This window comes from Caenispirillum salinarum (assembly GCF_044803115.1).
Taxonomy (GTDB): domain Bacteria; phylum Pseudomonadota; class Alphaproteobacteria; order Rhodospirillales; family Rhodospirillaceae; genus Caenispirillum; species Caenispirillum salinarum_A.
In genome coordinates this window covers 474,154-495,000 of record NZ_CP085224.1, presented here as the reverse complement: position 1 = coordinate 495,000, position 20,847 = coordinate 474,154, and the positions used below count along the sequence as shown (strand labels likewise).

Annotated in this window: 21 protein-coding genes (1 of these 21 only partly in view); 11 read left to right on the top strand and 10 right to left on the bottom strand. The window is 69.5% G+C overall.

Annotated elements, in window-relative coordinates; translation table 11 throughout:
• Positions 1-134, bottom strand: partial view of a monovalent cation:proton antiporter-2 (CPA2) family protein gene (locus LG334_RS02335; protein ID WP_404382935.1) — the start only. The gene continues 1,636 nt to the left of window position 1, outside the view; the window shows 134 of its 1,770 coding nt (coding positions 1-134); it begins with the start codon at positions 132-134; its stop codon lies beyond the left edge, outside the window.
• Between the two features lie 125 nt (positions 135-259).
• Between LG334_RS02335 and LG334_RS02330 the strand changes: the two genes are divergently transcribed.
• Positions 260-1,054, top strand: coding sequence for a carbonic anhydrase (locus LG334_RS02330; protein WP_404382933.1), 795 nt, complete (start codon positions 260-262; stop codon positions 1,052-1,054).
• Positions 1,054-2,028, top strand: a complete 975-nt coding sequence (locus LG334_RS02325) for a hypothetical protein (RefSeq protein WP_404382931.1) — start codon at positions 1,054-1,056, stop codon at positions 2,026-2,028. Before LG334_RS02330 ends, LG334_RS02325 begins: the two co-directional genes overlap by 1 nt.
• Positions 2,029-2,119: 91 nt before the next feature.
• Here LG334_RS02325 and LG334_RS02320 read toward each other — a convergent pair whose 3' ends face one another.
• Both LG334_RS02320 and LG334_RS02315 read right to left on the bottom strand, forming a co-directional pair.
• Entirely contained in the window at positions 2,120-2,965 is an 846-nt protein-coding gene (locus LG334_RS02320) for a Clp1/GlmU family protein (protein ID WP_404382929.1), read from the bottom strand.
• Complete coding sequence (locus LG334_RS02315; RefSeq protein WP_404382927.1) at positions 2,962-3,498, bottom strand: hypothetical protein; 537 nt, start codon at positions 3,496-3,498, stop codon at positions 2,962-2,964. Before LG334_RS02315 ends, LG334_RS02320 begins: the two co-directional genes overlap by 4 nt.
• Positions 3,499-3,632: 134 nt before the next feature.
• Between LG334_RS02315 and LG334_RS02310 the strand changes: the two genes are divergently transcribed.
• The 3 genes from LG334_RS02310 (at position 3,633) to LG334_RS02300 (ending at position 7,620) form a co-directional block, all read left to right on the top strand.
• Positions 3,633-4,478 carry a hypothetical protein gene (locus LG334_RS02310; protein ID WP_404382925.1) on the top strand — a complete coding sequence of 282 codons (846 nt, stop codon included), beginning with the start codon at positions 3,633-3,635 and terminating at the stop codon, positions 4,476-4,478.
• A 251-nt stretch (positions 4,479-4,729) separates the two neighbouring features.
• Entirely contained in the window at positions 4,730-6,592 is a 1,863-nt protein-coding gene (locus LG334_RS02305) for a ribonucleoside-diphosphate reductase subunit alpha (protein WP_404382923.1), read from the top strand.
• 68 nt (positions 6,593-6,660) lie between these two features.
• Complete coding sequence (locus LG334_RS02300; protein ID WP_404382921.1) at positions 6,661-7,620, top strand: ribonucleotide-diphosphate reductase subunit beta; 960 nt, start codon at positions 6,661-6,663, stop codon at positions 7,618-7,620.
• A gap of 229 nt (positions 7,621-7,849) precedes the next feature.
• Here LG334_RS02300 and purH read toward each other — a convergent pair whose 3' ends face one another.
• Positions 7,850-9,430 carry a bifunctional phosphoribosylaminoimidazolecarboxamide formyltransferase/IMP cyclohydrolase gene (gene purH / locus LG334_RS02295; RefSeq protein ID WP_404382919.1) on the bottom strand — a complete coding sequence of 527 codons (1,581 nt, stop codon included), beginning with the start codon at positions 9,428-9,430 and terminating at the stop codon, positions 7,850-7,852.
• Between the two features lie 153 nt (positions 9,431-9,583).
• Here purH and LG334_RS02290 point away from each other — a divergent pair, with 153 nt between their 5' ends.
• The 4 genes from LG334_RS02290 (at position 9,584) to LG334_RS02275 (ending at position 13,853) form a co-directional block, all read left to right on the top strand.
• Positions 9,584-10,546 (top strand): glycosyltransferase family 9 protein, encoded by a 963-nt coding sequence (locus LG334_RS02290; protein WP_404382917.1) that lies wholly within the window; start codon positions 9,584-9,586, stop codon positions 10,544-10,546.
• A gap of 67 nt (positions 10,547-10,613) precedes the next feature.
• Positions 10,614-11,597, top strand: coding sequence for a DMT family transporter (locus tag LG334_RS02285; protein WP_404382915.1), 984 nt, complete (start codon positions 10,614-10,616; stop codon positions 11,595-11,597).
• 134 nt (positions 11,598-11,731) lie between these two features.
• Positions 11,732-12,493, top strand: coding sequence for an SDR family NAD(P)-dependent oxidoreductase (locus tag LG334_RS02280; protein ID WP_404382913.1), 762 nt, complete (start codon positions 11,732-11,734; stop codon positions 12,491-12,493).
• A gap of 319 nt (positions 12,494-12,812) precedes the next feature.
• Positions 12,813-13,853: an OmpA family protein gene (locus tag LG334_RS02275; protein WP_404382911.1), complete on the top strand. Its 1,041-nt coding sequence runs from the start codon at positions 12,813-12,815 to the stop codon at positions 13,851-13,853.
• A gap of 73 nt (positions 13,854-13,926) precedes the next feature.
• Here the strand turns inward: LG334_RS02275 and LG334_RS02270 are convergent, their stop codons facing one another.
• The 4 genes from LG334_RS02270 to LG334_RS02255 all read right to left on the bottom strand — a co-directional run bounded on the left by LG334_RS02270 (position 13,927) and on the right by LG334_RS02255 (position 17,008).
• Entirely contained in the window at positions 13,927-15,159 is a 1,233-nt protein-coding gene (locus tag LG334_RS02270) for a multidrug effflux MFS transporter (RefSeq protein WP_404382909.1), read from the bottom strand.
• A gap of 141 nt (positions 15,160-15,300) precedes the next feature.
• The gene (locus tag LG334_RS02265; protein ID WP_009539161.1) at positions 15,301-15,561 is read right to left on the bottom strand and encodes a glutaredoxin domain-containing protein; all 261 of its coding nucleotides are present in this window, start codon (positions 15,559-15,561) and stop codon (positions 15,301-15,303) included.
• Between the two features lie 131 nt (positions 15,562-15,692).
• A complete protein-coding gene (locus LG334_RS02260) occupies positions 15,693-16,187 on the bottom strand; it encodes a GFA family protein (RefSeq protein WP_404382906.1) in 495 nt (164 codons plus the stop codon).
• A 32-nt stretch (positions 16,188-16,219) separates the two neighbouring features.
• Positions 16,220-17,008: an alpha/beta fold hydrolase gene (locus LG334_RS02255; RefSeq protein ID WP_404382904.1), complete on the bottom strand. Its 789-nt coding sequence runs from the start codon at positions 17,006-17,008 to the stop codon at positions 16,220-16,222.
• A gap of 248 nt (positions 17,009-17,256) precedes the next feature.
• Here LG334_RS02255 and LG334_RS02250 point away from each other — a divergent pair, with 248 nt between their 5' ends.
• The gene (locus LG334_RS02250) at positions 17,257-17,958 is read left to right on the top strand and encodes a hypothetical protein (RefSeq protein ID WP_404382902.1); all 702 of its coding nucleotides are present in this window, start codon (positions 17,257-17,259) and stop codon (positions 17,956-17,958) included.
• A gap of 101 nt (positions 17,959-18,059) precedes the next feature.
• Here the strand turns inward: LG334_RS02250 and LG334_RS02245 are convergent, their stop codons facing one another.
• Complete coding sequence (locus tag LG334_RS02245; RefSeq protein WP_404382900.1) at positions 18,060-18,620, bottom strand: SH3 domain-containing protein; 561 nt, start codon at positions 18,618-18,620, stop codon at positions 18,060-18,062.
• A 202-nt stretch (positions 18,621-18,822) separates the two neighbouring features.
• On the opposite strand from LG334_RS02245, the gene LG334_RS02240 reads away from it, so the two are divergent.
• Positions 18,823-19,809 carry a 2-hydroxyacid dehydrogenase gene (locus tag LG334_RS02240; protein WP_404382898.1) on the top strand — a complete coding sequence of 329 codons (987 nt, stop codon included), beginning with the start codon at positions 18,823-18,825 and terminating at the stop codon, positions 19,807-19,809.
• A 102-nt stretch (positions 19,810-19,911) separates the two neighbouring features.
• On the opposite strand, the gene LG334_RS02235 is transcribed toward LG334_RS02240, so the two are convergent.
• Entirely contained in the window at positions 19,912-20,745 is an 834-nt protein-coding gene (locus LG334_RS02235) for an ion transporter (protein WP_404382896.1), read from the bottom strand.
• Positions 20,746-20,847 lie beyond the last annotated feature (102 nt).

Genomic DNA, 20,847 nt, shown 5'->3' with positions numbered 1-20,847 from the left:
CAGGGACCGATGGCGGCACCGGCCGCCAGGTAGCCCAGGATGGAACTCATCCCCAGGCGGGTCGCCAGCGGAACGAACACCACCGCCGCCCCCATGATCACCAGCGTGTCGAGCACGAGCCCGCCTGCCGTCACCGCGTCCTCCTCCGGTCGAATCTCAGGTGCGCCCTTAGGAGTACAGTGCGCGCGGCGCTGTTCCCAAAGGCTTTTCTCTGCCCATAATGGCAACGGACCTCGAAAGGAAGGGAAAAGACGGAGACATGATGGATCGGCGCCGCTTCCTGACCCGGGCCGCCGCGGCCGCCGCCTGCCCTGTCTGCGCCGCAGCGCTGGCCCCCGGTCGTCCGGCCGGGGCCGCGGAAGCCGACAGCTGGAGCTATGGCGGCGCCACCGGACCGGAGGCCTGGGGGACGCTCGACCCCGCCTGGCGCACCTGCGCCATCGGCGAGCGCCAGAGCCCCGTCGACCTGTCCGGCGCCACGCCATCGATGATGGCCACCCCCGACATCGACTGGCCGGCCATGCCGCTGGTCATCGCCAACACGGGCAACACCATCACCGTGGAGGCCACCGCCTACGCCACCCTGGGCCTGGGGCTGGAGGGCGCGCGCTTTCGCATGACCGGCTTCCACTTCCATCATCCCAGCGAACATACGGTCGACGGCCGGGGCTTTCCGCTGGAAATCCACTTCATGCACGAGGACGAACTGGGCGGCGGCCATGCCATCGCCGCCGTCTTCGTGCGCTCGGGCGCGCTGAACCCGACCCTTCAGACCATTTTCCAGGCCATGCCGGCGCAGGCCGGGGAGCGCGTCAGCCTGCCGACGCTGATCCCGCCGCACCGCCTGCTGCCGCCCGACGACCAGCGGGAGACCTTCCGCTACCAGGGCAGCCTGACCCGCCCGCCCTGCACCGAGGCGGCGCGCTGGCTGGTCTTCACCCGCCCCATCGAGGCCGCGCCCGAGCAGATCGAGTCCTTCGCGCGCCTGTTTCCCATGAACGCCCGCCCCGTGCAGCCGCTCGGGCGGCGCTATCTTCTGCTGGACTTCTTCTGATGCGCTTCCGCTTCCTGGCGACCGCCGCCCTGGCCTCCCTTGCCGCCACCTCCTGCGCCCAGCGCACGGACATCCCGCCCTCGGACCTGGCGGGGACGTGGCTGGTGGCCGGCGTCTACGACAGCGGCACCCGCCTGCCTTCGGCGCAGGAGCGGCAGGCGCTGGAAAACCAGGCCATGCGCGTCTCGCCCGAGCAGATCACCGACCCGCTGGGCCGCAACTGTCCGCGGCCGGTCTACGAGATCAAGGGCACCAGCGCGGCCGACTGGTTCGGCTTCGGCAACGACTGGCTGGGCCGGCGCGGCCCGGACGTGCCGCTGACGGCGGTCACCGTCTACTGCGACGGCGCGGCGTTCGACGGTTACGCCCTGCGCGAGGACGGCGCGCTGGTGGGGCGCTACAAGGACGCCTACGTCGTCATGCGCCGGGAAGACGACCCCCGCGTCGCCGACCGCCTGGCCGCCGTCGCCGAGGCCCGCTACAACCGTGTGCTGACGCCGGGCGCTCCGGCCGCGGCGGCGGGAACGGTGGTGATCGGCGGACCGGTGGCGGAGGAGGATGAGCAGGCGGAGACCTCCGAAGCCGAGCCCCCGGCGCCCGCGCCAGCGACCACGTCCGAGGAGCAGAGCACCGCCCTGCCGCCCAGGGAAGTCCTCGGCCCCACCCGCGCCGAACTACGCGAGATGGCGGACCAGACACCCGCCGAGCGCCGGGCCGCACAGACGGGCGGCGGCGGCCCGGTGGTCCACCTGGCGTCGCTCCGGTCGCGCGAAGCGGCGGAGGAGGAATGGCGGGCCATCACCGCCCGCGTCCCCATGCTGCGCGACTGGACGGTGCGGTATCTGCCCGTGGACCTGCCGGAGAAAGGCCGCTACGTGCGCGTCATGGGCCTGCCGCCGGAGGGCATGACGGCGGCGGAAGCCTGCGCGCGGATCAAGGACGCCGGGCAGTATTGCCGCGTGATGGGCGGGTGAGCGTCGGAGCGCTGCGTGCCTGGGACCGGCCCCGAACCCCGCTCGGGGCGGAAGCCCTCGGACTCCACTACTTTGTGATTGGGTGCGGCCGTCAGGAAAACGCACGGCCAAGCGGCAGCACCGGCGCATCCCGCCACGCCTCTGCCTCCACCACCACCCCGCCGAGGCGCAACCGCTCCACCCTCGCCGCCGGCGTCAGCAGCCGCACCGCCGCCTCCGTCGCCTCCAGGAACAGGGCCAGCGCCACATCCCGCCCCGCCGCATCCGCCACGCCGCACAGCAGGCGCGGTGGCAGGCGATCCACCTCCACGGTTCCGGCGCCGCAGTCCTCCAGCGTCAGTCCCTCGCGCGGGACCTCCAGCACCGGGGCCCCTTCGAAGTGCGCGGCGAAGGCGGCCGCCCGCGCGGCGCGGCGGCGGGCCTGGGAGCGGCGGCGGACGTGGGCGCTGCGGGGGAGTGCCAGCACGGGCAGCGGCGCCAGGGCCTCGCGCAATGGGGCAAGGGTGTCCTCCGGCTCCAGCGCCACCGCAAGGTCCGCGCCCACCGCCCGCGCCGTGTCGCGCTGAAGGAAGCGGCCGGGGCCGCGGATGAAGCCGCAGGTGTTGACGATGAGCGGATGCGCGGGGGCCGTCGCCAGCGCGCGCGCATGGTCCAGAAGCACCGGGCGGCGGCTCATGGGCTCCACCACGCCCAGGAAGGCGAGCACGGCCGGCCGGTCGCCATCCCGCCGGGCGAGGCAGGCGGGCGGGCCGACATCGGGCTGGCCGGGGTCGGCGTCCAGAAACGCCGGCGCGTATCCGCGTGCCGCCGTCTCTTCGGACAGCCAGCGGCAGAAGGTGCTCTTGCCGGCGTCGGGGCCGCCGATGACCACCAGGCGGGCGGCGCCGGCCTCCACCGCCGCGAGGGCGTCGTGCCAGCCGGCGGGGACGTCGATCAATCGCGTGCCTTCCGGAACAGGGCCAGGGAAAGCTGGCTCATGAGCATGCGCACGGGCTCGCTGTCCGGCGTCAGGTCCGCCGGGTCGCCGCCGACGGAGCCGTGAACCTCGGCCTTCACCCGCCCGCGCTGGCAGAAGACGGCCAGGGCGTACAGGCGCTCACCGGGCGCCGCGGCGGGCTGCTCGCCCTCGCACAGGCGGCCGCCGGGGAAGCTGGTGGGCGGGTTGAAGGCCACCCGTACCGCATAGTCCGGGTGCCCCGCCGCCGCCGGGTCAGTGGTAAAGCGCAGGCGGTCGTAGCCGGTGATTGCGCGCGCCATGTGGCCGAGGATCATCTGCTCGGCGGGCGCGTCGGCGCCCCAGGGCGCGTTGACCACGCCGGCGAGAATCGGCCCGCGCGCCGCCGCCCCCTTCATCTCGTCCCAGGTGCCCGTCGGGTCCATGTAGCGGGTGGTGACGCGGGGCGCGTCGCCGCAGGCCGCGACGGCGGCCGTTACTGCGCCGGCCGCCAGCGTGAACAGCTTTTTCAACATCGCCCGGCAACTCCTTGGTTCGCGCGGAACTTTCGGGTTATCCCCGCTTCCCCCGATTCGCAAAGGCTTGCGCGGGGCGCGTCCGATCGTCAATATCCGCCGCCCGCACATCAGGTCAACATGAGGCTCCCCCGATGACGACCGACCCGCTTCCGGGCGACGCGACGGATTCGCTGGACTCCGCGGCCCGCGAACTGCGCGCCCGCATCCGCTATGTCTCCGCCCGCGACGAACTGACGGCGCCCGACAGCACCGTGAACACCGCCCGCCTGGACGAGCCGGTGTTCGTGCTGCGCGCCCGCGACATGGTCGCCAGCACCACCGTCGCCTACTGGGAGTTCTGCGCCCGCAACCGCGGCGTTCCCGAGGACAAGCTGGAGCGCGCCGACCGCCAGCGCCGCGCCATGGAGGCCTGGCTCGACAAGCGCCTGCCGCAGCCCCGGCTCTCCGGCGAGCTGCCGACGGTTCGCACCGCCCATGTGGAGCGCAACAATCCCAACGGTGTGCTGCGCAGCTGCCACCCGGAGGAGCCGGTGTTCTGCCTCGTGGCCTCCGACGTCGTCGCGCAGGAAGTGGTGGAGTTCTGGGCCTTCAACGCGCTGCGCAACGGTGCGAAGCCGCGCAAGGTGGACGACGCGCTGGCCGTCGCCCGCGCCATGGCCGCCTGGACCGGCAAGCGCATCGTCGGCCTGCAGGAGCGCCACCGCCCCGCCGCCCTGTCCGACGACCGACCCGCCGGCGGTGACATGACGTCGGTGCTGTCCACGCACCGGCCCAAGCACGCCAAGGTTACGCGCATCCGCTGCCTGGCCTGCGGCCACACCGAGAAGATGGGCGAGCCGCCGTATTCGGAAGAACTGCTGGCCGCCATCGCCGAAACCTGCGAAGGCCCCTGCCCCTCCTGCGGCGCCGAGCCGACCCAGGATGCGGCGACGGGGCAGTCGCGCCGGGTGCTGACCACCGAAATGGGGGACGGTTGATCCGGCCGTGATGTGACTTCGTAAACCCCGACGTCTCCAGATATTGACGTGGGGCGCGGAATGAATACCATATATAGATAACCCTGACGGCCGGCGTTCTGGGACCGACCGGCTTCGGGGCCTTGGGGAACATATCATCAGGCTTGACCGGCGCGGGTATCGCGCCCCGGCAGTCTCACGGCGCCGCCGCCCCGGCCGGGCGGGGCGCCAACAGGCTTCCTTGCGCCTGATCTTAGTGGAGGACAGTGGTCGTGCTAGACGTTGTGCAGGTTTCGGAAGGCCCCCGGGTCCAGGTCGATCACAGCCGTGACGACCGGCTGACCGACTTCGGCAAGGCGGTGCTTGAAGACCGTTATCTGCTGCCGGGCGAAAGCTTCCAGGACCTGTTCGCGCGGGTCGCGTCGGCCTATGGCGACGACGACGCCCACGCCCAGCGCCTGTACGACTACATGAGCAAGCTGTGGTTCATGCCGGCGACGCCGGTGCTGTCCAACGGCGGCACCACGCGCGGCCTGCCCATCTCGTGCTTCCTCAATGAAGCCGACGACAGCCTGGACGGCATCGTGGGCCTGTGGACGGAAAACGTCTGGCTGGCCGCGCGCGGCGGCGGCATCGGCAGCTACTGGGGCAACCTGCGCTCCATCGGCGAGCCGGTGGGGTCAGTCGGCAAGACCTCGGGCGTGGTGCCCTTTATCCGCGTCATGGACAGCCTGACGCTGGCGATCTCGCAAGGCAGCTTGCGGCGCGGCTCGGCGGCGGTGTACCTGCCTTGCGACCACCCCGAGATCGAGGAATTCGTGGAAATCCGCCGCCCCACCGGCGGCGACCCCAACCGCAAGGCGCCCAACCTGCACCACGGCATCCTGCTGTCGGACGCCTTCATGCGGGCGGTGGAAAGCGACTCCGACTGGGCGCTCATCAGCCCCAAGGACGGCCACGTGGTGCGCACCATCAAGGCGCGCGCGCTGTGGATCCGCATGCTGCTGGCCCGCATCGAGACGGGCGAGCCCTACATGATCTTCAGCGACACCGTCGCCCGCCAGCAGCCGGAGCACCACAAGCTCGCCGGCCTGCGGGTGAAGACGTCCAACCTGTGCGCCGAAATCACCCTGCCAACGGGCCGCGACCACATGGGCATGGACCGCACCGCCGTCTGCTGCCTGTCGTCGCTCAACCTGGAAACCTGGGAGGAGTGGAAGGACGAGCCGCGCTTCATCGAGGACGTCATGCGGTTCCTGGACAACGTGATCCAGGACTTCATCGACCGCGCCCCCGACAGCATGATGAAGGCCCGCTATTCGGCCATGCGCGAGCGGTCGGTGGGCCTGGGCGTCATGGGCTTCCACAGCTTTTTGCAGAAGAACCGCATCCCGTTCGAATCGGTGATGTCGAAGGTGTGGAACCGCACCATCTTCAAGCACATCAAGGCGGGCGTCGATGCCGCCAGCCGCGCGCTGGCCGTCGAGCGCGGCCCCTGCCCCGACGCCGCCGACTACGGCATGATGGAGCGGTTCAGCCACAAGACCGCCATCGCGCCGACGGCGTCCATCTCCATCATCTGCGGCGGCACCTCGCCGGGGATCGAGCCGGTGGCGGCCAACAGCTACACCCACAAGACGCTGTCGGGCTCCTTCAACGTGCGCAGCCCCTACCTCAAGGCCCTGCTGGCCGAGAAGGGCCGCGACGACGAGGACACCTGGACGTCGATCACGGTGCGCGAGGGCTCCGTCCAGCACCTGGACTTCCTGTCGGATGACGAGAAGGCCATCTTCAAGACGGCGTTCGAGTTGGACCAGCGCTGGGTGGTGGACCTGGCGGCCGACCGCACGCCCTTCATCGACCAGAGCCAGTCGGTGAACATCTTCCTGCCGGCCAACGCCCACAAGCGCGACCTGCACCAGTTGCATTTCCAGGCGTGGAAGAAGGGCGTGAAGAGCCTGTACTACTGCCGGTCGAAGTCCATCCAGCGCGCCGAGGTGGTCGCCGACAAGGCGGTGCCCGACGGGCTGCGGGACCTCGTCGCCTCCGCCGCCCTGCCCTCGGGCGCCAACCCGTCCAACGGCGGCGGCAAGGACGACGGCCCCGACTACGACGAGTGCCTGGCCTGCCAGTAAGGCCGGGCGCCCGCGCACACTTCGTTTCGCACAGACTTCAGACGCCCTCGCGCGCCACAGGTGGTTCCATGTCCCTCCTCGACTCCAAGCCCGTCTACAAGCCGTTTGCCTATCCCTGGTGCTACGACGCCTGGCTTCTCCAGCAGCAGATTCACTGGCTGCCGGAGGAAGTGCCGCTGGCCGATGACGTGAAGGACTGGCACCACAAGCTGTCCGACAGCGAGCGTCACCTGATGACGCAGATCTTCCGCTTCTTCACCCAGTCGGACATCGAGGTGAACAACTGCTACATGCGGCACTACACCCGCGTGTTCAAGCCGACGGAAGTGCAGATGATGCTGGCGGCGTTCTCCAACATGGAGACGATCCACATCGCCGCCTATTCGCACCTGCTCGACACCATCGGGATGCCCACCACCGAGTACTCGGCCTTCCTCGACTACAAGCAGATGAAGGACAAGTACGACTACATGCAGGTGTGGGGGGTGGACACGAAGGAGGACATCGCCAAGACCCTGGCCGTCTTCGGCGCCTTCACGGAAGGGCTGCAACTGTTCGCGAGCTTCGCGATCCTGCTGAACTTCCCGCGCTTCAACAAGATGAAGGGGATGGGGCAGATCGTCACGTGGTCGGTGCGCGACGAGACCCTGCACTGCAACTCCATCATCCGCCTCTACCGCACCTTCCTGTCGGAAAATCCCGACGTGGACCGTGCGAAGATCGAGGCGGAGCTGGTGGAGGCCTGCAAGACCATCCTCCACCACGAGGACGCCTTCATCGACCTGGCGTTCGAGCTGGGCGCGGTGGAGGGCCTGACGCCCGAGGACGTGAAGATCTACATCCGCTACATCGCCGACCGCCGCCTGACGCAGTTGGGCATGGAGCCCCTGTTCAACATCGAGCGCAACCCGCTGCCCTGGCTGGACGCCATGCTGAACGCGGTTGAGCATACCAACTTCTTCGAGAATCGCGCGACCGAGTATTCAAAAGCTGCGACCCAGGGCACATGGGAAGAGGCATTTGCATAAAATTGAGTCCGCCGCTGGAACATTATACCCGGCGGTCTGTTATCCAACCGTACCCCGCGTGATTTCCTCATACCCGAGTGAACATGCAAGCCCCGGCCCCGTGGATACCCCGCCCACGGGGCCGGGGTGTTTCCGGGCCCCGGCGCATCCGCCGCCGGCCTCATGAAAAAACCCCGGCCGCCACTCGGGCAGCCGGGGTTTTTCGCGTTCGCGCCGGGACGCCGCGCGATCAGTGACGGAAGTGGCGCATGCCCGTCATCACCATGGCGAGGCCCTTTTCGTCGGCGGCCTTCACCACCTCGTCGTCGCGCATGGAGCCGCCCGGCTGGATGACGGCCGTCGCGCCCGCTTCCGCCGCCGCCAGCAGACCGTCGGCGAACGGGAAGAAGGCGTCCGACGCCACCACCGAGCCCACGGTCGCCGGCTGCTCGGCGCCGGCGGCCTCGGCGGCGTCCTTGGCCTTGGCGGCGGCGATGCGGGCGCTGTCGACGCGGCTCATCTGGCCGGCGCCGATGCCCACCGTCGCGCCGTCCTTGACGTAGATGATGGCGTTGGACTTGACGTGCTTGCAGATGCGAAATGCGATGAGCATGTCGCGCATCTCGCGCTCGTCGGGCTGGCGCTTCGTCGCGACCGTCAGCTCGCTCTCCGTCACGCGGCCGGCGTCGCGGCTCTGCACCAGGAAGCCGCCGGACAGGGTCTTCAGCGTCAGGCCCGGTTCGGCCGGATCGGGCATGCCGCCGGTCAGCAGAAGGCGCAGGTTCTTCTTGGCGGCGAAGACGGCGCGGGCGTCCTCGTCGGCGTCGGGGGCGATGACGACCTCGGTGAAGATCTTGGTGATCTCCTCGGCCGCCGCCTTGTCGATGGGGCGGTTGATGGCGACGATGCCGCCGAAGGCCGACACCGGGTCGCAGGCCAGCGCGCGCTTGTAGGCCTCCACGATGCTGCCGCCGACGGCCACGCCGCAGGGGTTGGCGTGCTTGATGATGGCAACCGCCGGCTCGTCGAACTCGGCGGCCAGCTCAAACGCGGCGTCGGTGTCGTTCAGATTGTTGTAGGACAGCTCCTTGCCCTGCACCTGCTCGGCCGTGGCAACGCCGGGACGCGCCTCGCCGGTGGTGTAGAAGGCGGCCTGCTGGTGCGGGTTCTCGCCATAGCGCAGCGTCTGCTTGCGCAGGCCGCCGAGGGAGAAGCGGCGCGGCAGCTCGTCGCCCACCTGACGCGCGAACCAGCCCGAAATGGCGGCGTCATAGGCGCCGGTGCGGGCGTAGGCCGTGGCGGCCAGGCGCTTGCGCAGCGCCGGCGTGGTGTCGCCGTCGTTGGCCTCCATGGCCTCCTTCACGGCGTCATAGTCCTCGGGGTCGACGACCACGGTGACGGCGGCGTGGTTCTTGGCGGCGGCGCGGATCATGCCGGGGCCGCCGATGTCGATGTTCTCGATGCAGGTGTCGAAGTCGGCCCCCTTCGCCACCGTTTCCTCGAACGGGTAGAGGTTCACCACCACCAGGTCGATGGGCGCGATGCCGTGCTCGGCCATGGCCGATTCGTGTTCGGCATTGCCGCGGATGCCCAGGATGCCGCCGTGCACCTTGGGGTGCAGAGTCTTAACGCGGCCGTCCAGCATTTCCGGGAAACCGGTGAAGTCCGACACGTCGGTCACCGCCACCCCGGCATCGCGCATGGCCTTGGCCGTGCCGCCGGTGGACAGGATGTCGACGCCGCGCGACTCCAGGAACTTCGCGAAATCGACCAGCCCGGTCTTGTCGGAAACGGAAAGCAGCGCCCTGCGGACGGGAGTGTGCATGGTCATCGGCCCTGTGCCCTGATGTGATGAACGGGGAGGAAATCGTGCGCGCGCTATAGCACAGGGGGCGGCGGGGTCAAAGCCCCGGCGGCGCGCGCCCGCCCGCATCCGCCGCGCGTGGCCGTTGAGGCCGTCCGCGCGATGGGGTATGGAAGCCCCATGCCGTCCTCCGCTTCTTCCGCACAGCCCGCGCCGCGCCGCATCCTGCTCATCAAGCTGGGCGCCTTCGGCGACTTTATCGTGGCACTGGCCCACATGAAGGCGGTGCGCGACGCCCACCCCGACGCGCACATCACCCTGCTGACGACCCCCGCCTTCGCCGGCATGGGGCGGGCCTGCGGGCTGTTCGATGCCGTGCGCGACGACGGCCGACCCAAGGGCTTCGGCGGACAGCTGGCGCTCGCCCGCGACCTGCGGCGGCAACGCTTCGACCGGGTCTACGACCTGCAGCGCAACGACCGCACGAAGCTGATGTTCCACGTCATGCGGCTGGGGCGGCCGGGGCTGGAGTGGAACGGCATCTTCAAGGGCGCGAGCCATTCTCTGCCCGACCCGCGCGAGCCGCGCCGCCACGCCGCCGTGCGCTATACCGACCAGCTCGCCGCCGCCGGCATCACCGCCGTTCCGCCGCAGTCCGACCTGTCCTTCCTGGACGGCGACCTGTCGGGGCTGGGGCTGCCCGACGGCCCGCTTGTGCTGATGGTGCCCGGCGGCGCGCCGCAACGGCCGGCCAAGCGGGCCCCGTCGGCGTTGTTCATCGCCGCCGCCCGCCACGCCCTGGAGACCGGCGCGACGCCGGTGCTGATCGGCACGGACAAGGAGGCCGACGCGCTGGACGCCATCACCGGCGCAGTGCCCGAGGCCGTCTCCCTCCGGGGACGCACCGATTTCGGGCAGCTGGCAGCCCTGGCGCGGCGGGCGCGGGCGGCCATCGGCAACGATACCGGTCCCATGCACCTGATCGCGGTGGCCGGCTGCCCGAGCGTGGTGCTGTTCTCCCGCGAGTCCGACCCGGTGGAGTGCCGACCCTGGGCCATGCGGGTGGAAACGCTGCAACGCGACGACCTGGCCGACCTGCCCGTTGCCGAGGTCACCGCCGCCCTCGGCCGCGCCCTGTCCTGACGGCATGGCAGCCGTGCCGGCCGGGGAGTGGCCCTGGCGCGGGGGCTCCGTGCTCCTCAATGTAGGGATGTCCTTCACCACCACCGGAGCCTCCATGCCCTCGCTGTTCGACCGCGCGCAACAGCCCTTCGCCCTGATGGCGGAGCGCCTGCCGGAGAACCTGCGCGGCGTGCTGTGGATAGTCACCGGCTCCATCGCCTTCGGCTTCATGGGCGCGGGCATCAAGTTCGCCGGGGCCAGCGGCCTGCACGCCTTCGAGGTGGCGTTCTTCCGCTGCCTGTTCGGACTGCTGGCGCTGTCGCCCTTCCTGTTCGGCGGCGGTGTCGTCACCGTTCTGGCGACGAAGCGGCCCGGAATGCACCTTCTGCGCGTGCTGTTCGGCTCGGCGACCATGCTGTGCATCTTCTACGCCATCACGCACATGGAACTGGCCGCCGCCACCGCGCTGGCCTACGCGCGGCCGCTGTTCCTGATCGTGCTGGCGGTGTTCTTCCTGGGCGAGGCCGTGCGCTGGCGCCGCTGGCTGGCGACGGCCTGCGGGTTCGGCGGCGTGCTGATGATCCTGCGGCCCGACGTCGGCGCCATGAACGACGCCGCCTGGGCGGCGCTCATGGCGGCGTTCCTGATGGCCTGCGTCATCACCATCATCAAGCGCATGTCGACGACCGAACGGCCGCTGACCATGCTGGCGTGGTTCTCCATCGCCTCGTGCGTCGTGACCGGCGTCGCCGCCGCGCCGGTGTGGATCACGCCCGGCTGGGAACAGCTCGCCCTGCTGGCGGCTGTCGGTACGGTGGGCACCATCGGGCAGTACTGCGTGTTGCGGGCCTACCGCCTGGCGGATGCGACCATCGTGGTGCCCTTCGACTACTTCCAGATCCCCATCGCCTGGGCGCTGGGCTTCTTCCTGTTCGCCGAGCAGCCGTCGTGGCTGACGCTGGCCGGCGCGGCGGTGATCGCGGGGTCGACGCTCTACATCCTGCTGCGCGAGGCACGGGTGAAGAAACAGGCCCCGCCGCCCCCCAGCGCTACGGACACGCCGGCCGAATAGGCGCGCCCCGCTCCGCCGCAATGGCCCTGTCTCTCCAGTTGACGCGAACGTAAACCTGCCGCTTCCGGGCCGGGGCGGAATCTGGTATGCAAGACCGCATCCGGAAAACGCAAAATAAGCCAGGAGGAATACACATGGACGTCAAGGGGCAGGCCGCCATCGTCACCGGCGCCGCATCGGGCCTGGGTCGCGCCACCGCCACGGCGCTGGCCGCCGCCGGTGCCAAGGTCACGCTGCTGGACCGCGACGCCGAAAAGCTGGAAGCCGTCGCCAAGGAAATCGGTGGCCTCGCCGCGGCGTGCGACGTGACCAGCGCCGATAGCGTCAAGGACGCCATCGCCAAGGGCCGCGACGCCCACGGGCCGGCGCGCATCTGCGTCAACTGCGCCGGCGTCGTTCACGGCGGCCGCATCGTCGGCCGCGAGGGTCCGATGGACCTGGACGCCTTCAGCCGCGTCGTTCAGATCAACCTGATCGGCACCTTCAACGTCATGAGCCAGGCCGCCGCCGACATGCTCACGCTGGAGGAGATGAACGAGGGCGAGCGCGGTGTCATCATCAACACCACGTCCATCGCCGCCTTCGAGGGCCAGTTCGGCCAGTCGGCCTACTCGGCGTCCAAGGGCGGCGTCGCCTCGCTGACCCTGCCGGCCGCGCGCGAGTTCGCGCCCAAGGGCGTGCGCGTCATGTGCATCGCGCCGGGCATCTTCGAGACGCCGATGTTCAACAATCTGCCGCAGGAAACCCTCGACGCCCTGCTGGCCAAGACGCTGTATCCCAAGCGCCTGGGCAAGCCCGAGGAATACGCCAAGCTGGTGCTGTCCATCTGCGACAACATCATGCTGAACGGCGAGACCATCCGCCTCGACGGCGCCATCCGCCTGGAGCCGCGCTGACCCGAGTCGGACCGCGCAAGACGAAGGGGCGTCCCGTCGGGGCGCCCCTTTTTCATGCCCGCGTCCGGGCGGCCTACGGTCTACCACCTTCGCGACACCATTGCGCCACACTTCTGTTGCAACGCGGCAACAGGCGCCGGGGAATGCGCGGCGGGCACGGACCTCGGGCGCGCCGGCGTCGTTCTCCATCTTGAAAGGCGGCCCGGGCAATCGCACCGTTTAGGCACGGCGACCCCGAGACCGTCGCACCGCAGCAATCACAGAAATCGACCGTGGCGAAAATGCCACGGCGGGATCGAGACGAAGAGGACCGCGTGCCATGAAACGTTCCGTTCAGGTTGTCCTGGGCGCCTCCGCCCTGGCGCTTACCGCCGCCGCGCCGGCGCTGGCCCAAGAGAGCAAGCAGGGGCCCTATGTCGGCCTGGGCGGCATCTATGTCATGCCCCAGGATTCCGACACCGAAGAGGCGCCCGGCACCACCTTCGACGGCGATGTCGAGTGGGATGAAGGCTGGGGGGCGCTCGGCAGCCTGGGCTACGCCTGGGGCAACGGCCTGCGTACCGAACTCGAGTTCTCCTGGCGCCAGAACCAGGCCGACGCCATCGGCGGCACCGACCTGGGCGGCGAGGTGAAGACCATGGCCGGCATGGTGAACGTGCTTTACGACATCGACTTCGGCCTGCCCTTCAAGCCCTACGTCGGTGCCGGTGCCGGTGCGGCCCGCGTGGCCTTCGACGACGTCACGGCCGGCGCCACCACCATCGATGAGGGCGAACTCGGGTTCGCCTGGCAGGGCATCGCGGGCGCCTCCTACAGCCTGGGCGCCAACACCGACCTGACGCTGGACTACCGCTACTTCAGCGTTCCCGAGGTGGAACTGGAAACCGGCGGCAGCACCTTCGACACCGAGTACAACACCCACAACGTGGTGCTTGGCGTGCGCTTCACCTTCGGCGCGCCCCCGCCGCCGCCGGCCGTCGAGCAGCCCGTCGCCCAGCCGGCGCCCGAGCCCGCGCCGGAACCCGTGCAGCCCAGCGACTACCTGGTCTTCTTCGAGTTCGACAGCGCCAACCTGACCCCGGAGGCGCAACAGGTGCTGAACCAGGCGGCCGCCACCGCCCAGGACGGTCAGCCGACCATGGTGAACGTCACCGGCCACGCCGACCGTTCGGGTCCCAGCGACTACAACATGCGCCTCTCCATGCGCCGGGCCGAAACGGTCGCCAACTATCTGACCGCCCAGGGCGTGCCCCAGCGCGACATGGCGATCGAGGCCGAAGGCGAGACCCAGCCGCTGGTGCCCACCGCCGACGGCGTGCGCGAGCCGCAGAACCGCCGCGTCATGATCCGCGTGCAGTAATCAACCGGCTTCGGTCGGGGGAAGAGGGGAGAAACGGCGCCGGAGCACTCCGGCGCCGTTTCCGCGTCTGCGGTCAGGACGGCTTTTTCGCCGCCTCGGCCGGTTCCTCGCCCTCGCGAAGACCCCGCACGGCCAGCAGGAACACCCCCAGCGTCGCCAGTCCCATGAGGCCGATGGAGGTGGTCATGACCCGCGTCGTGCCGTCGTGGAGCAGCCCCACCAGATAGCCCGTCAACGAGCCCATGCCCATCTGCAGGAAGCCCAGCAGCGACGAGGCGGCACCCGCCATGCGCGGAAAGGGACCGATGGCGCCGGCGGTGCCGTTGGGCATGACCAGCGCCGCACCCAGGAAATAGACGGAGATCGGCGCGATCACCGCCACCACCGTCTCCACCCCCGCCCAGGCCAGCGCCATGGCCGTGGTGCCCGCGGCGGCGACCAGCAGGCTGCCGATGAACAGCATGCGCTCGATCCCCAGCCGGCCGGTCAGCCGCCCGCCGCCGAAGGCGCCGGTGATGTAGCCGATGACGACGGCCATGAAGGCAAAGCCGAAATAGCCCGGCTTCACCCCCAGCACATCGATCACCACGAAGGACGAGCCCGAGATGAAGCTGAACAGCCCGCCGAAGGCCAGCGCCACGCAGGCCGTATGCCCCATGAAGGCGCGGCTTTTCAGAAGGTGCAGGAAGTTGGCGATGATGCGCGACGGCCGCAGCGCGTGCGGGTCGCGGTGTCGGTTGGTCTCCTGCAGCGCCACCCAGACCGCTGCCAGGATGACCACGCCGAACCCCGTCAGCACGACGAAGTTCGACTGCCAGCCGAACGCCGCGTGCAGGCCGCCGCCGATCAGCGGCGCCACCGCCGGAGCCAGCGCCATGGCGGCCGCCATGTACGACAGCATCCGCGCCGCTTCCGCCCGGTCGTAGACATCGCGCACGATGGCCCGGCCAAGCACCGGCCCCGCGCAGGCGCCCAGCGCCTGGAGGAAGCGGCCGGCCAGCAGGGCCTCGATGGTGGGGGCGACCATGCAGACCACGCTGGCGGCGACGTAGAGCGTCACACCGCCCATCAGGACCGGCAGCCGCCCGAAGCGGTCCGACAGGGGCCCGTAGAACAGCATCCCGAAGGCGAACCCGGCGGTGAACACCGACAGCGTCAACTGCACCATCGACACGCTGGTCTCGAACGCCCGCGTCATGGCCGGCAGCGACGGCAGGTACATGTCGGTCGAGACCGGGCCGAAGGCGACCAGCGCGGTCAGAAGAACGGCGATCGGAAACGACCGTGGATCGGGCTTGCGGGGCATGGGGACGGTCCGGTTGTGGCGGGAAGCATGACCAAAAAACGGCGAAGGGCGCCGATTGAGCGCCCTTCGCCGCCTGCGGTCAAGGTCTGCTTGCCGGTGCCTTGACGGGGCCGATCCGCCGCTGCGCCGGCCGCCGGGCCCTCAGCGGGCGTCCGGATACTGGCTCTTCAGCTTTTCCAGGATCGGCTGCTCGTACTGCATCAGGTTGTCGTAGCCGCCGATCAGGTGACCGTCGATGAGGATCTGAGGCACCGTCGCGACGTCGAACTTCTGCTTCATGGCCGAAAATTCGGCCGGCGCGGAGACGTCGATCTCCTCGTAGGGCAGGTTGTGCTCCTTGAACCAGGCCTTGGCCTTGTCGCAGAACATGCAGGTGCTCTTGGTGTAGATCTGGATCGCCATAGTTCCTCGTGTCCGGTCTTGTCTGATGTTCGCGGGCGTCGCGCCATCCTGCCGTGCGCAGGGCCGGGCGGCAACCGCCCGACGGTCATATCTGGTGCCCGCACGCCCTTTGCAAGATGGCTGGCCGGGCGTCAGCCCTGCGGCGGGTCGCCCGACAGCAGCCCGTGGGCGCGGTGCCAGTCGTCCAGGGACTGGTCGGGGTATTCCTCGAACCGCGCCTCGCCCTCCCGGCTGTCGTCGCGCACCCAGTTGGCCTTGCTGCCCAGCATGATGTGTACCTGTTCCGGCGGGTCGGGCAGCGGCGTGTCAATGCCACCCGCGTGCGGGTGGATCAGGTGCGGCCATTCCGGCGAGAACACCCACAGCGCGGTGCCGCAGCGGGTGCAGAAACGCCGCTCGCCGCTGCTGACGCTGCCGTCCTCCATGCGCGCGTTGTAGCAGCCGAGCGCCCCGTCCTCGGCGTCGACCGTCAATGTGTCGGCCTTGGCGCCCAGGTTGATGGCATAGCCGCCGCTGCCGGCGGTCTTGCGGCAGATGGAGCAGTGGCAGCGCAGGTAGGGGACCGGCGCGTGCGCCTCGACCGAAAAGCGCACGGCGCCGCAGTGGCAGGAGCCTTCCAGATGCATGGTGCATGCCTCCGATTCAATGGGTGAAACCTCTAGGTCCTCAACGCTTCCACGAAGGCGGCGATGGCATCCAGCACGCGCGCCCGCTGCTCGAAGTGCGGCACATGGCCGCAGTCGGGCACCATGAGCTTTTCCGCCGGACCCGAGACGCCGCTCACGATGGCGTCCACCTGGGCCTCTGTGCCGTACTGGTCGCCCTCGCCCTGGATGACGAGCGACGGCACGGTGACGCCGGGCAGCACGTCCTCGATGTTCCAGGCGGCATAGGCGTCCGTCAGCCAGGTGTCGTTCCAGCCGTGAAAGGCGGTATCGGTGTTGGCGCCGTGCCAGCGCGCGAGTTTCTCGCGCAGGTTTGTCGTCTCCCACGCCGTGCGGGCCTCGCTGATGCCGGCCAGGGTGACATCCTCCACAAAGACGTGGGCGGCTTCCGTCACGATGGCCCGGATGCGCGGGTCGTTGCCCCGCCCGGCGGCGATGAGCGCGATGGAGCCGCCGTCGGAATGGCCGATCAGCACCGCGCGCTCAACCCCGGTCGCATCCAGCACCGCCGGCAGCACCTCCAGCGCCTCGGGCGTCAGGTAGTCGGTGGACCGCGGCAGGGTGATTCCCGACGACCCGCCATATCCCGGCCGGCTGTAGACCAGCGCCCCCATGCCCAGGCGCGCCGACAGGTCGGCCGGCACGTCCTTCCACAGATCGCGGCAGCCCAGGCCCTCGTGCAGGAAGACCAAGGTCGATGCCTCCTTCGGCGCGGGACCGTGCCAACGGTACTCCAGCCGGTGACCGGCGGCGGTCAGGACTCCTTCGGTGATGGTCGACATGCGGCGCGACAGGTCCTTGTTTTCGATTGCGACACCCTTCTGTAGCGCGCTCCGCCGTGCAGGTAAAGGAGAGCGGCGCCGAAGGTGGTAGTAAAACTCAAACGGTTAAAAGAAGTATCAAGGGGAACCGGATACCCCCTGCGAAGGTTCTATCAACTGCACGCACGGCGATTCATCGGGCCTCGAAAAGGCCTGAAGTATTTCCGGACATCCGGTGACGTTTCTTGTTCTGCGACGGAGAACCTTCCATGCACCAAGCCCAGGCCGAGACCCGGTACAGCCTGTCGGTGGCGTCGACGACCGCGTCCTGCGCCCACCGCTCGGCGGACCTGGGGTGCCCGGTGGACACCCGCGTGGAAAACCGGCTGCCGGAAATGATGACGCGCGGCCTGCGCGACGAAGCCGTGGAGATGGCGCTGGACGCCGCCCACATCGGCGTCCTGTGCGAACGCACCTGTCCGGCCGTGGAACCGCTGCTGGAAACCGTCGGCCGCGCCGCCGAGCAGGAAGCCGCAGACCCGGACGGCCTGCTGGGCGACACCGGGACGACCGTCGTGCGCTCGCCGACGCTCAAGCGCCTGAACGCGCTTCCCGGCCAGGCCTCCGAGCCCGCCCGCCACGCCTTCCTGCTGGTTCGCGCCGCCTATCGCCTGCGCCAGGCCCGCACCGCCGAAACCCTGTGGCAGGCGGTGGACGCCAACCTGGGCTGCTGGATCGCGCTCCGCACCGCCGTCGCCGATGGCCGCGTCGCCCTGCCCGCGAGCCGGCGTCGTCAGGTTGTTCAGTACGCCGACTACGTGGAGCAGATGACCCGCACCACGCGCCCCATGTGCGACCGCACCGTCGAGGCCTTCATCCGACTGGACCGCAACGTCGCCAAGTGGCTGACCGAAGAGGCGACGGAGCGCGTCGCCTCCGCCCACGGCGCGCATCTCATGGCCGCCGAATAACGGTGCCGCCCCGGACGAGACATCGGCCGCCCGTGCCATGGCAGGGGCGGCCGTTTCGCGTGCGGAGGGGCGGCCCGGCGTGCGGACCGGGCGCCGGGCCGTCACTCGATGTATTCGTTGCGGTAGACGCCCCAGAAGGCCGACCGCTTGAGCCAGCCGTCCGTGCCGTTCACCTCCACGCGGCAGAACTCCGTCGCGCGCGGACACCGGATCAGGCTGGCCTGTACCCCTCCCTCGAGGTAGGCGAGGGTTTCCGCCTCCTCGCGCGGCTCGGCGCGCAGGCGGTGGGTGCCGTCCATCGTCATCACCGTGCGACGTCCCGACAGCATGCTCTGGTGCACCCAGCCCTCTGCGCCCTGCGGGTCGCGGATCTTCCGCCACGTCTGGAACTCCTGCACGATCTCCACCGGCAGGGACCGGCGCAGATACACCCAGTCGATGGGGTAGCGCACGCCGGGGCCGGTGCGCATGTTCACCTGCTCGGCCCGCAGCGACACGAAACGCGGCAGCGGCAGCCCCGTTCCATCGGCGGCGGCGGCCGCGGCGGCGGCCAGCGGAAACAGGCCGGCGGGCTGCGGGGCGACGGGCGCGGCAGCCAGGCCAAAGCCCATGGCCAGCGCCAGCAGCGCGGTGGAAGCGACTCCGGTAACAGCGTTCGACATTGGTGTGTGGCTCGATTTCCCCAGGGCGGCGCATTATACGGACCGACCGCCCCGGCCGGTCAAGCGCGGCGGTCGAGGGTTCGAGTGCGCGCGAAAGGAAGTGTCGCAGGACCGTGTTGCAACGCAATGTCTGGACAAGCCCCGCCCGTCTTGCTAAGCCAAACCACGCACAGAGCCTATAAGGTCTCCGGGAGGGATATGCATGGTCGCGAAGAAGCCCCTGGTCGTCGTCACGCGCAAGCTGCCGGACGTGATCGAGACCAGGATGATGGAACTGTTCGACTGCCGCTTGAACCACGACGACCACCCCTTCACCAAGGATGAGCTGGTGGCGGCGGTGCGCGAGGCGGACGTCCTGGTGCCCACCATCACCGACCGCATCGACGCCGGCGTGCTGGCCCAGGCCGGCGAACAGCTGCGCCTGATCGCCAACTTCGGCACGGGCGTCGACCACATCGACCTGAACACCGCCCAGCAGCGCGGCATCACGGTCACCAACACGCCCGACGTGCTGACCGAGGACACCGCCGACATGGCCATGGGCCTCATCCTGGCCGTGCCGCGCCGCCTGACGGAGGGCGAGCGCCTGATCCGCTCGGGCAAGTGGGCCGGCTGGAGCCCGACCCACATGCTGGGCCACCGCATCTACGGCAAGCGACTGGGCATCGTCGGCATGGGCCGCATCGGCCAGGCCGTGGCGCGCCGTGCCCGTGGCTTCGGCATGACCATCCACTACCACAACCGCCGCCGGCTCCACCCCGAGATCGAGCAGGAGCTGGAGGCGACCTACTGGGAAAGCCTGGACCAGATGCTGGCACGGATGGACGTCATCTCCATCCATTGCCCGCACACGCCGGCCACCTACCACCTGCTGAGCGCCCGGCGCCTGAAGCTGCTGCGCGAGCAGGCCTACATCGTCAACACCGCCCGCGGCGAGGTGCTGGACGAGAACGCCCTGCTGCGCATGCTCCAGCGCGGCGAGATCGCCGGCGCCGGCCTGGACGTGTTCGAGCAGGAGCCCAGCATCAACCCGAAGTTCCTGACGCTGGACAACGTGGTGCTGCTGCCGCACATGGGCTCGGCCACCATCGAGGGCCGCGTCGACATGGGCGAGAAGGTGCTGATCAACATCAAGACCTATGCCGACGGCCACAAGCCGCCGGACCGGGTGCTGCCCAACCTGGTGTAAGCGGCACGGGCGAAACCGAAACCCCCGCCGGAGCGATCCGGCGGGGGTTTTCTCTTTGTCAGGGCGCGATGCGCAGGTTGACGTCCCAGGCCGCGCCGCCCCCTACTCGCGCGCCGAGCGCTCCCGCGTGCCCAGGGCAGTGCGCAGGTCGGCCATCTCGACGCGCAGGGCGCGGATGTGGTCGAGCATTTCCTCGCGCTCGGCGTGGGCGGTGGCCTCGGCGGCCTCCTGGGTTTCCTGATAGTCGCTCTGCATGGCGTTGACGACCACCGCGATGAACAGGTTCAGCATGGTGAAGGTCGCGATGGCGATGAAGGGCACGAAAAACAGCCAAGCGTAGGGGTAGACCTCCATCACCGGGCGCACGATGCCCATGGACCAGCTTTCCAGCGTCATCACCTGGAACAGGGTGTAGACGCTTTCCGGCAGGGTGCCGAACCACTCGGGAAAGGACGCCCCGAACAGCTTGGTCGCCATGACCCCGGCGACATAGAAGACCAGCGCCAGCAGGGCGATGATCGACCCCAGCCCCGGAATGGCGCTCAACAGCGCGGCGACCACCCGGCGCATGCGCGGCACTGCCGAGACCACGCGCAGCACCCGCAGCACGCGCAACGCGCGCAGCACCGAGAACGGGCCGGTCTGCGGCACCAGCGCGATACCGACGACGATGAAGTCGAACACGCCCCACGGGTCACGGAAGAACCGCCAGCCGTGGGCGGCGATGCGCAGCGCGATCTCAACCACGAAGACGCCCAGGATCACCGTATCAATGGCGATCAGCGCCGGACCGACGGCCTCCATCACCGCCGAGGAGGTCTCCAGCCCCAGGATGACGGCGTTGATGACGATCAACGCCAGGATGAACCGCTGAACGCGCGGCGACTCTACGAAGCCGCGCACACGCATCCGCCAGGACGCCGTTTCTTCCGCCATTGTCCCGTCTTCTGTCCTTCGTAATTCCCAATGGAAGACTCCAGAGCCCTTCTCGCCCGAGAAGGGCGACATGTGCTCGCGACCGCGACCCCGCGCCGGTCA

What these genes read in the sequence shown, in the direction of transcription:
- LG334_RS02235 (WP_404382896.1), bottom strand. Translation starts at nt 20,745, where the DNA reads ATGGCGGAAGAAACGGCGTCCTGGCGGATGCGTGTGCGCGGCTTCGTA.
- LG334_RS02285 (WP_404382915.1), top strand. Translation starts at nt 10,614, where the DNA reads ATGTCCTTCACCACCACCGGAGCCTCCATGCCCTCGCTGTTCGACCGC.
- LG334_RS02270 (WP_404382909.1), bottom strand. Translation starts at nt 15,159, where the DNA reads ATGCCCCGCAAGCCCGATCCACGGTCGTTTCCGATCGCCGTTCTTCTG.
- LG334_RS02325 (WP_404382931.1), top strand. Translation starts at nt 1,054, where the DNA reads ATGCGCTTCCGCTTCCTGGCGACCGCCGCCCTGGCCTCCCTTGCCGCC.
- LG334_RS02315 (WP_404382927.1), bottom strand. Translation starts at nt 3,498, where the DNA reads ATGTTGAAAAAGCTGTTCACGCTGGCGGCCGGCGCAGTAACGGCCGCC.
- LG334_RS02290 (WP_404382917.1), top strand. Translation starts at nt 9,584, where the DNA reads ATGCCGTCCTCCGCTTCTTCCGCACAGCCCGCGCCGCGCCGCATCCTG.
- LG334_RS02300 (WP_404382921.1), top strand. Translation starts at nt 6,661, where the DNA reads ATGTCCCTCCTCGACTCCAAGCCCGTCTACAAGCCGTTTGCCTATCCC.
- LG334_RS02245 (WP_404382900.1), bottom strand. Translation starts at nt 18,620, where the DNA reads ATGTCGAACGCTGTTACCGGAGTCGCTTCCACCGCGCTGCTGGCGCTG.
- LG334_RS02310 (WP_404382925.1), top strand. Translation starts at nt 3,633, where the DNA reads ATGACGACCGACCCGCTTCCGGGCGACGCGACGGATTCGCTGGACTCC.
- LG334_RS02250 (WP_404382902.1), top strand. Translation starts at nt 17,257, where the DNA reads ATGCACCAAGCCCAGGCCGAGACCCGGTACAGCCTGTCGGTGGCGTCG.
- purH (WP_404382919.1), bottom strand. Translation starts at nt 9,430, where the DNA reads ATGACCATGCACACTCCCGTCCGCAGGGCGCTGCTTTCCGTTTCCGAC.
- LG334_RS02240 (WP_404382898.1), top strand. Translation starts at nt 18,823, where the DNA reads ATGGTCGCGAAGAAGCCCCTGGTCGTCGTCACGCGCAAGCTGCCGGAC.
- LG334_RS02330 (WP_404382933.1), top strand. Translation starts at nt 260, where the DNA reads ATGATGGATCGGCGCCGCTTCCTGACCCGGGCCGCCGCGGCCGCCGCC.
- LG334_RS02280 (WP_404382913.1), top strand. Translation starts at nt 11,732, where the DNA reads ATGGACGTCAAGGGGCAGGCCGCCATCGTCACCGGCGCCGCATCGGGC.
- LG334_RS02265 (WP_009539161.1), bottom strand. Translation starts at nt 15,561, where the DNA reads ATGGCGATCCAGATCTACACCAAGAGCACCTGCATGTTCTGCGACAAG.
- LG334_RS02260 (WP_404382906.1), bottom strand. Translation starts at nt 16,187, where the DNA reads ATGCATCTGGAAGGCTCCTGCCACTGCGGCGCCGTGCGCTTTTCGGTC.
- LG334_RS02275 (WP_404382911.1), top strand. Translation starts at nt 12,813, where the DNA reads ATGAAACGTTCCGTTCAGGTTGTCCTGGGCGCCTCCGCCCTGGCGCTT.
- LG334_RS02255 (WP_404382904.1), bottom strand. Translation starts at nt 17,008, where the DNA reads ATGTCGACCATCACCGAAGGAGTCCTGACCGCCGCCGGTCACCGGCTG.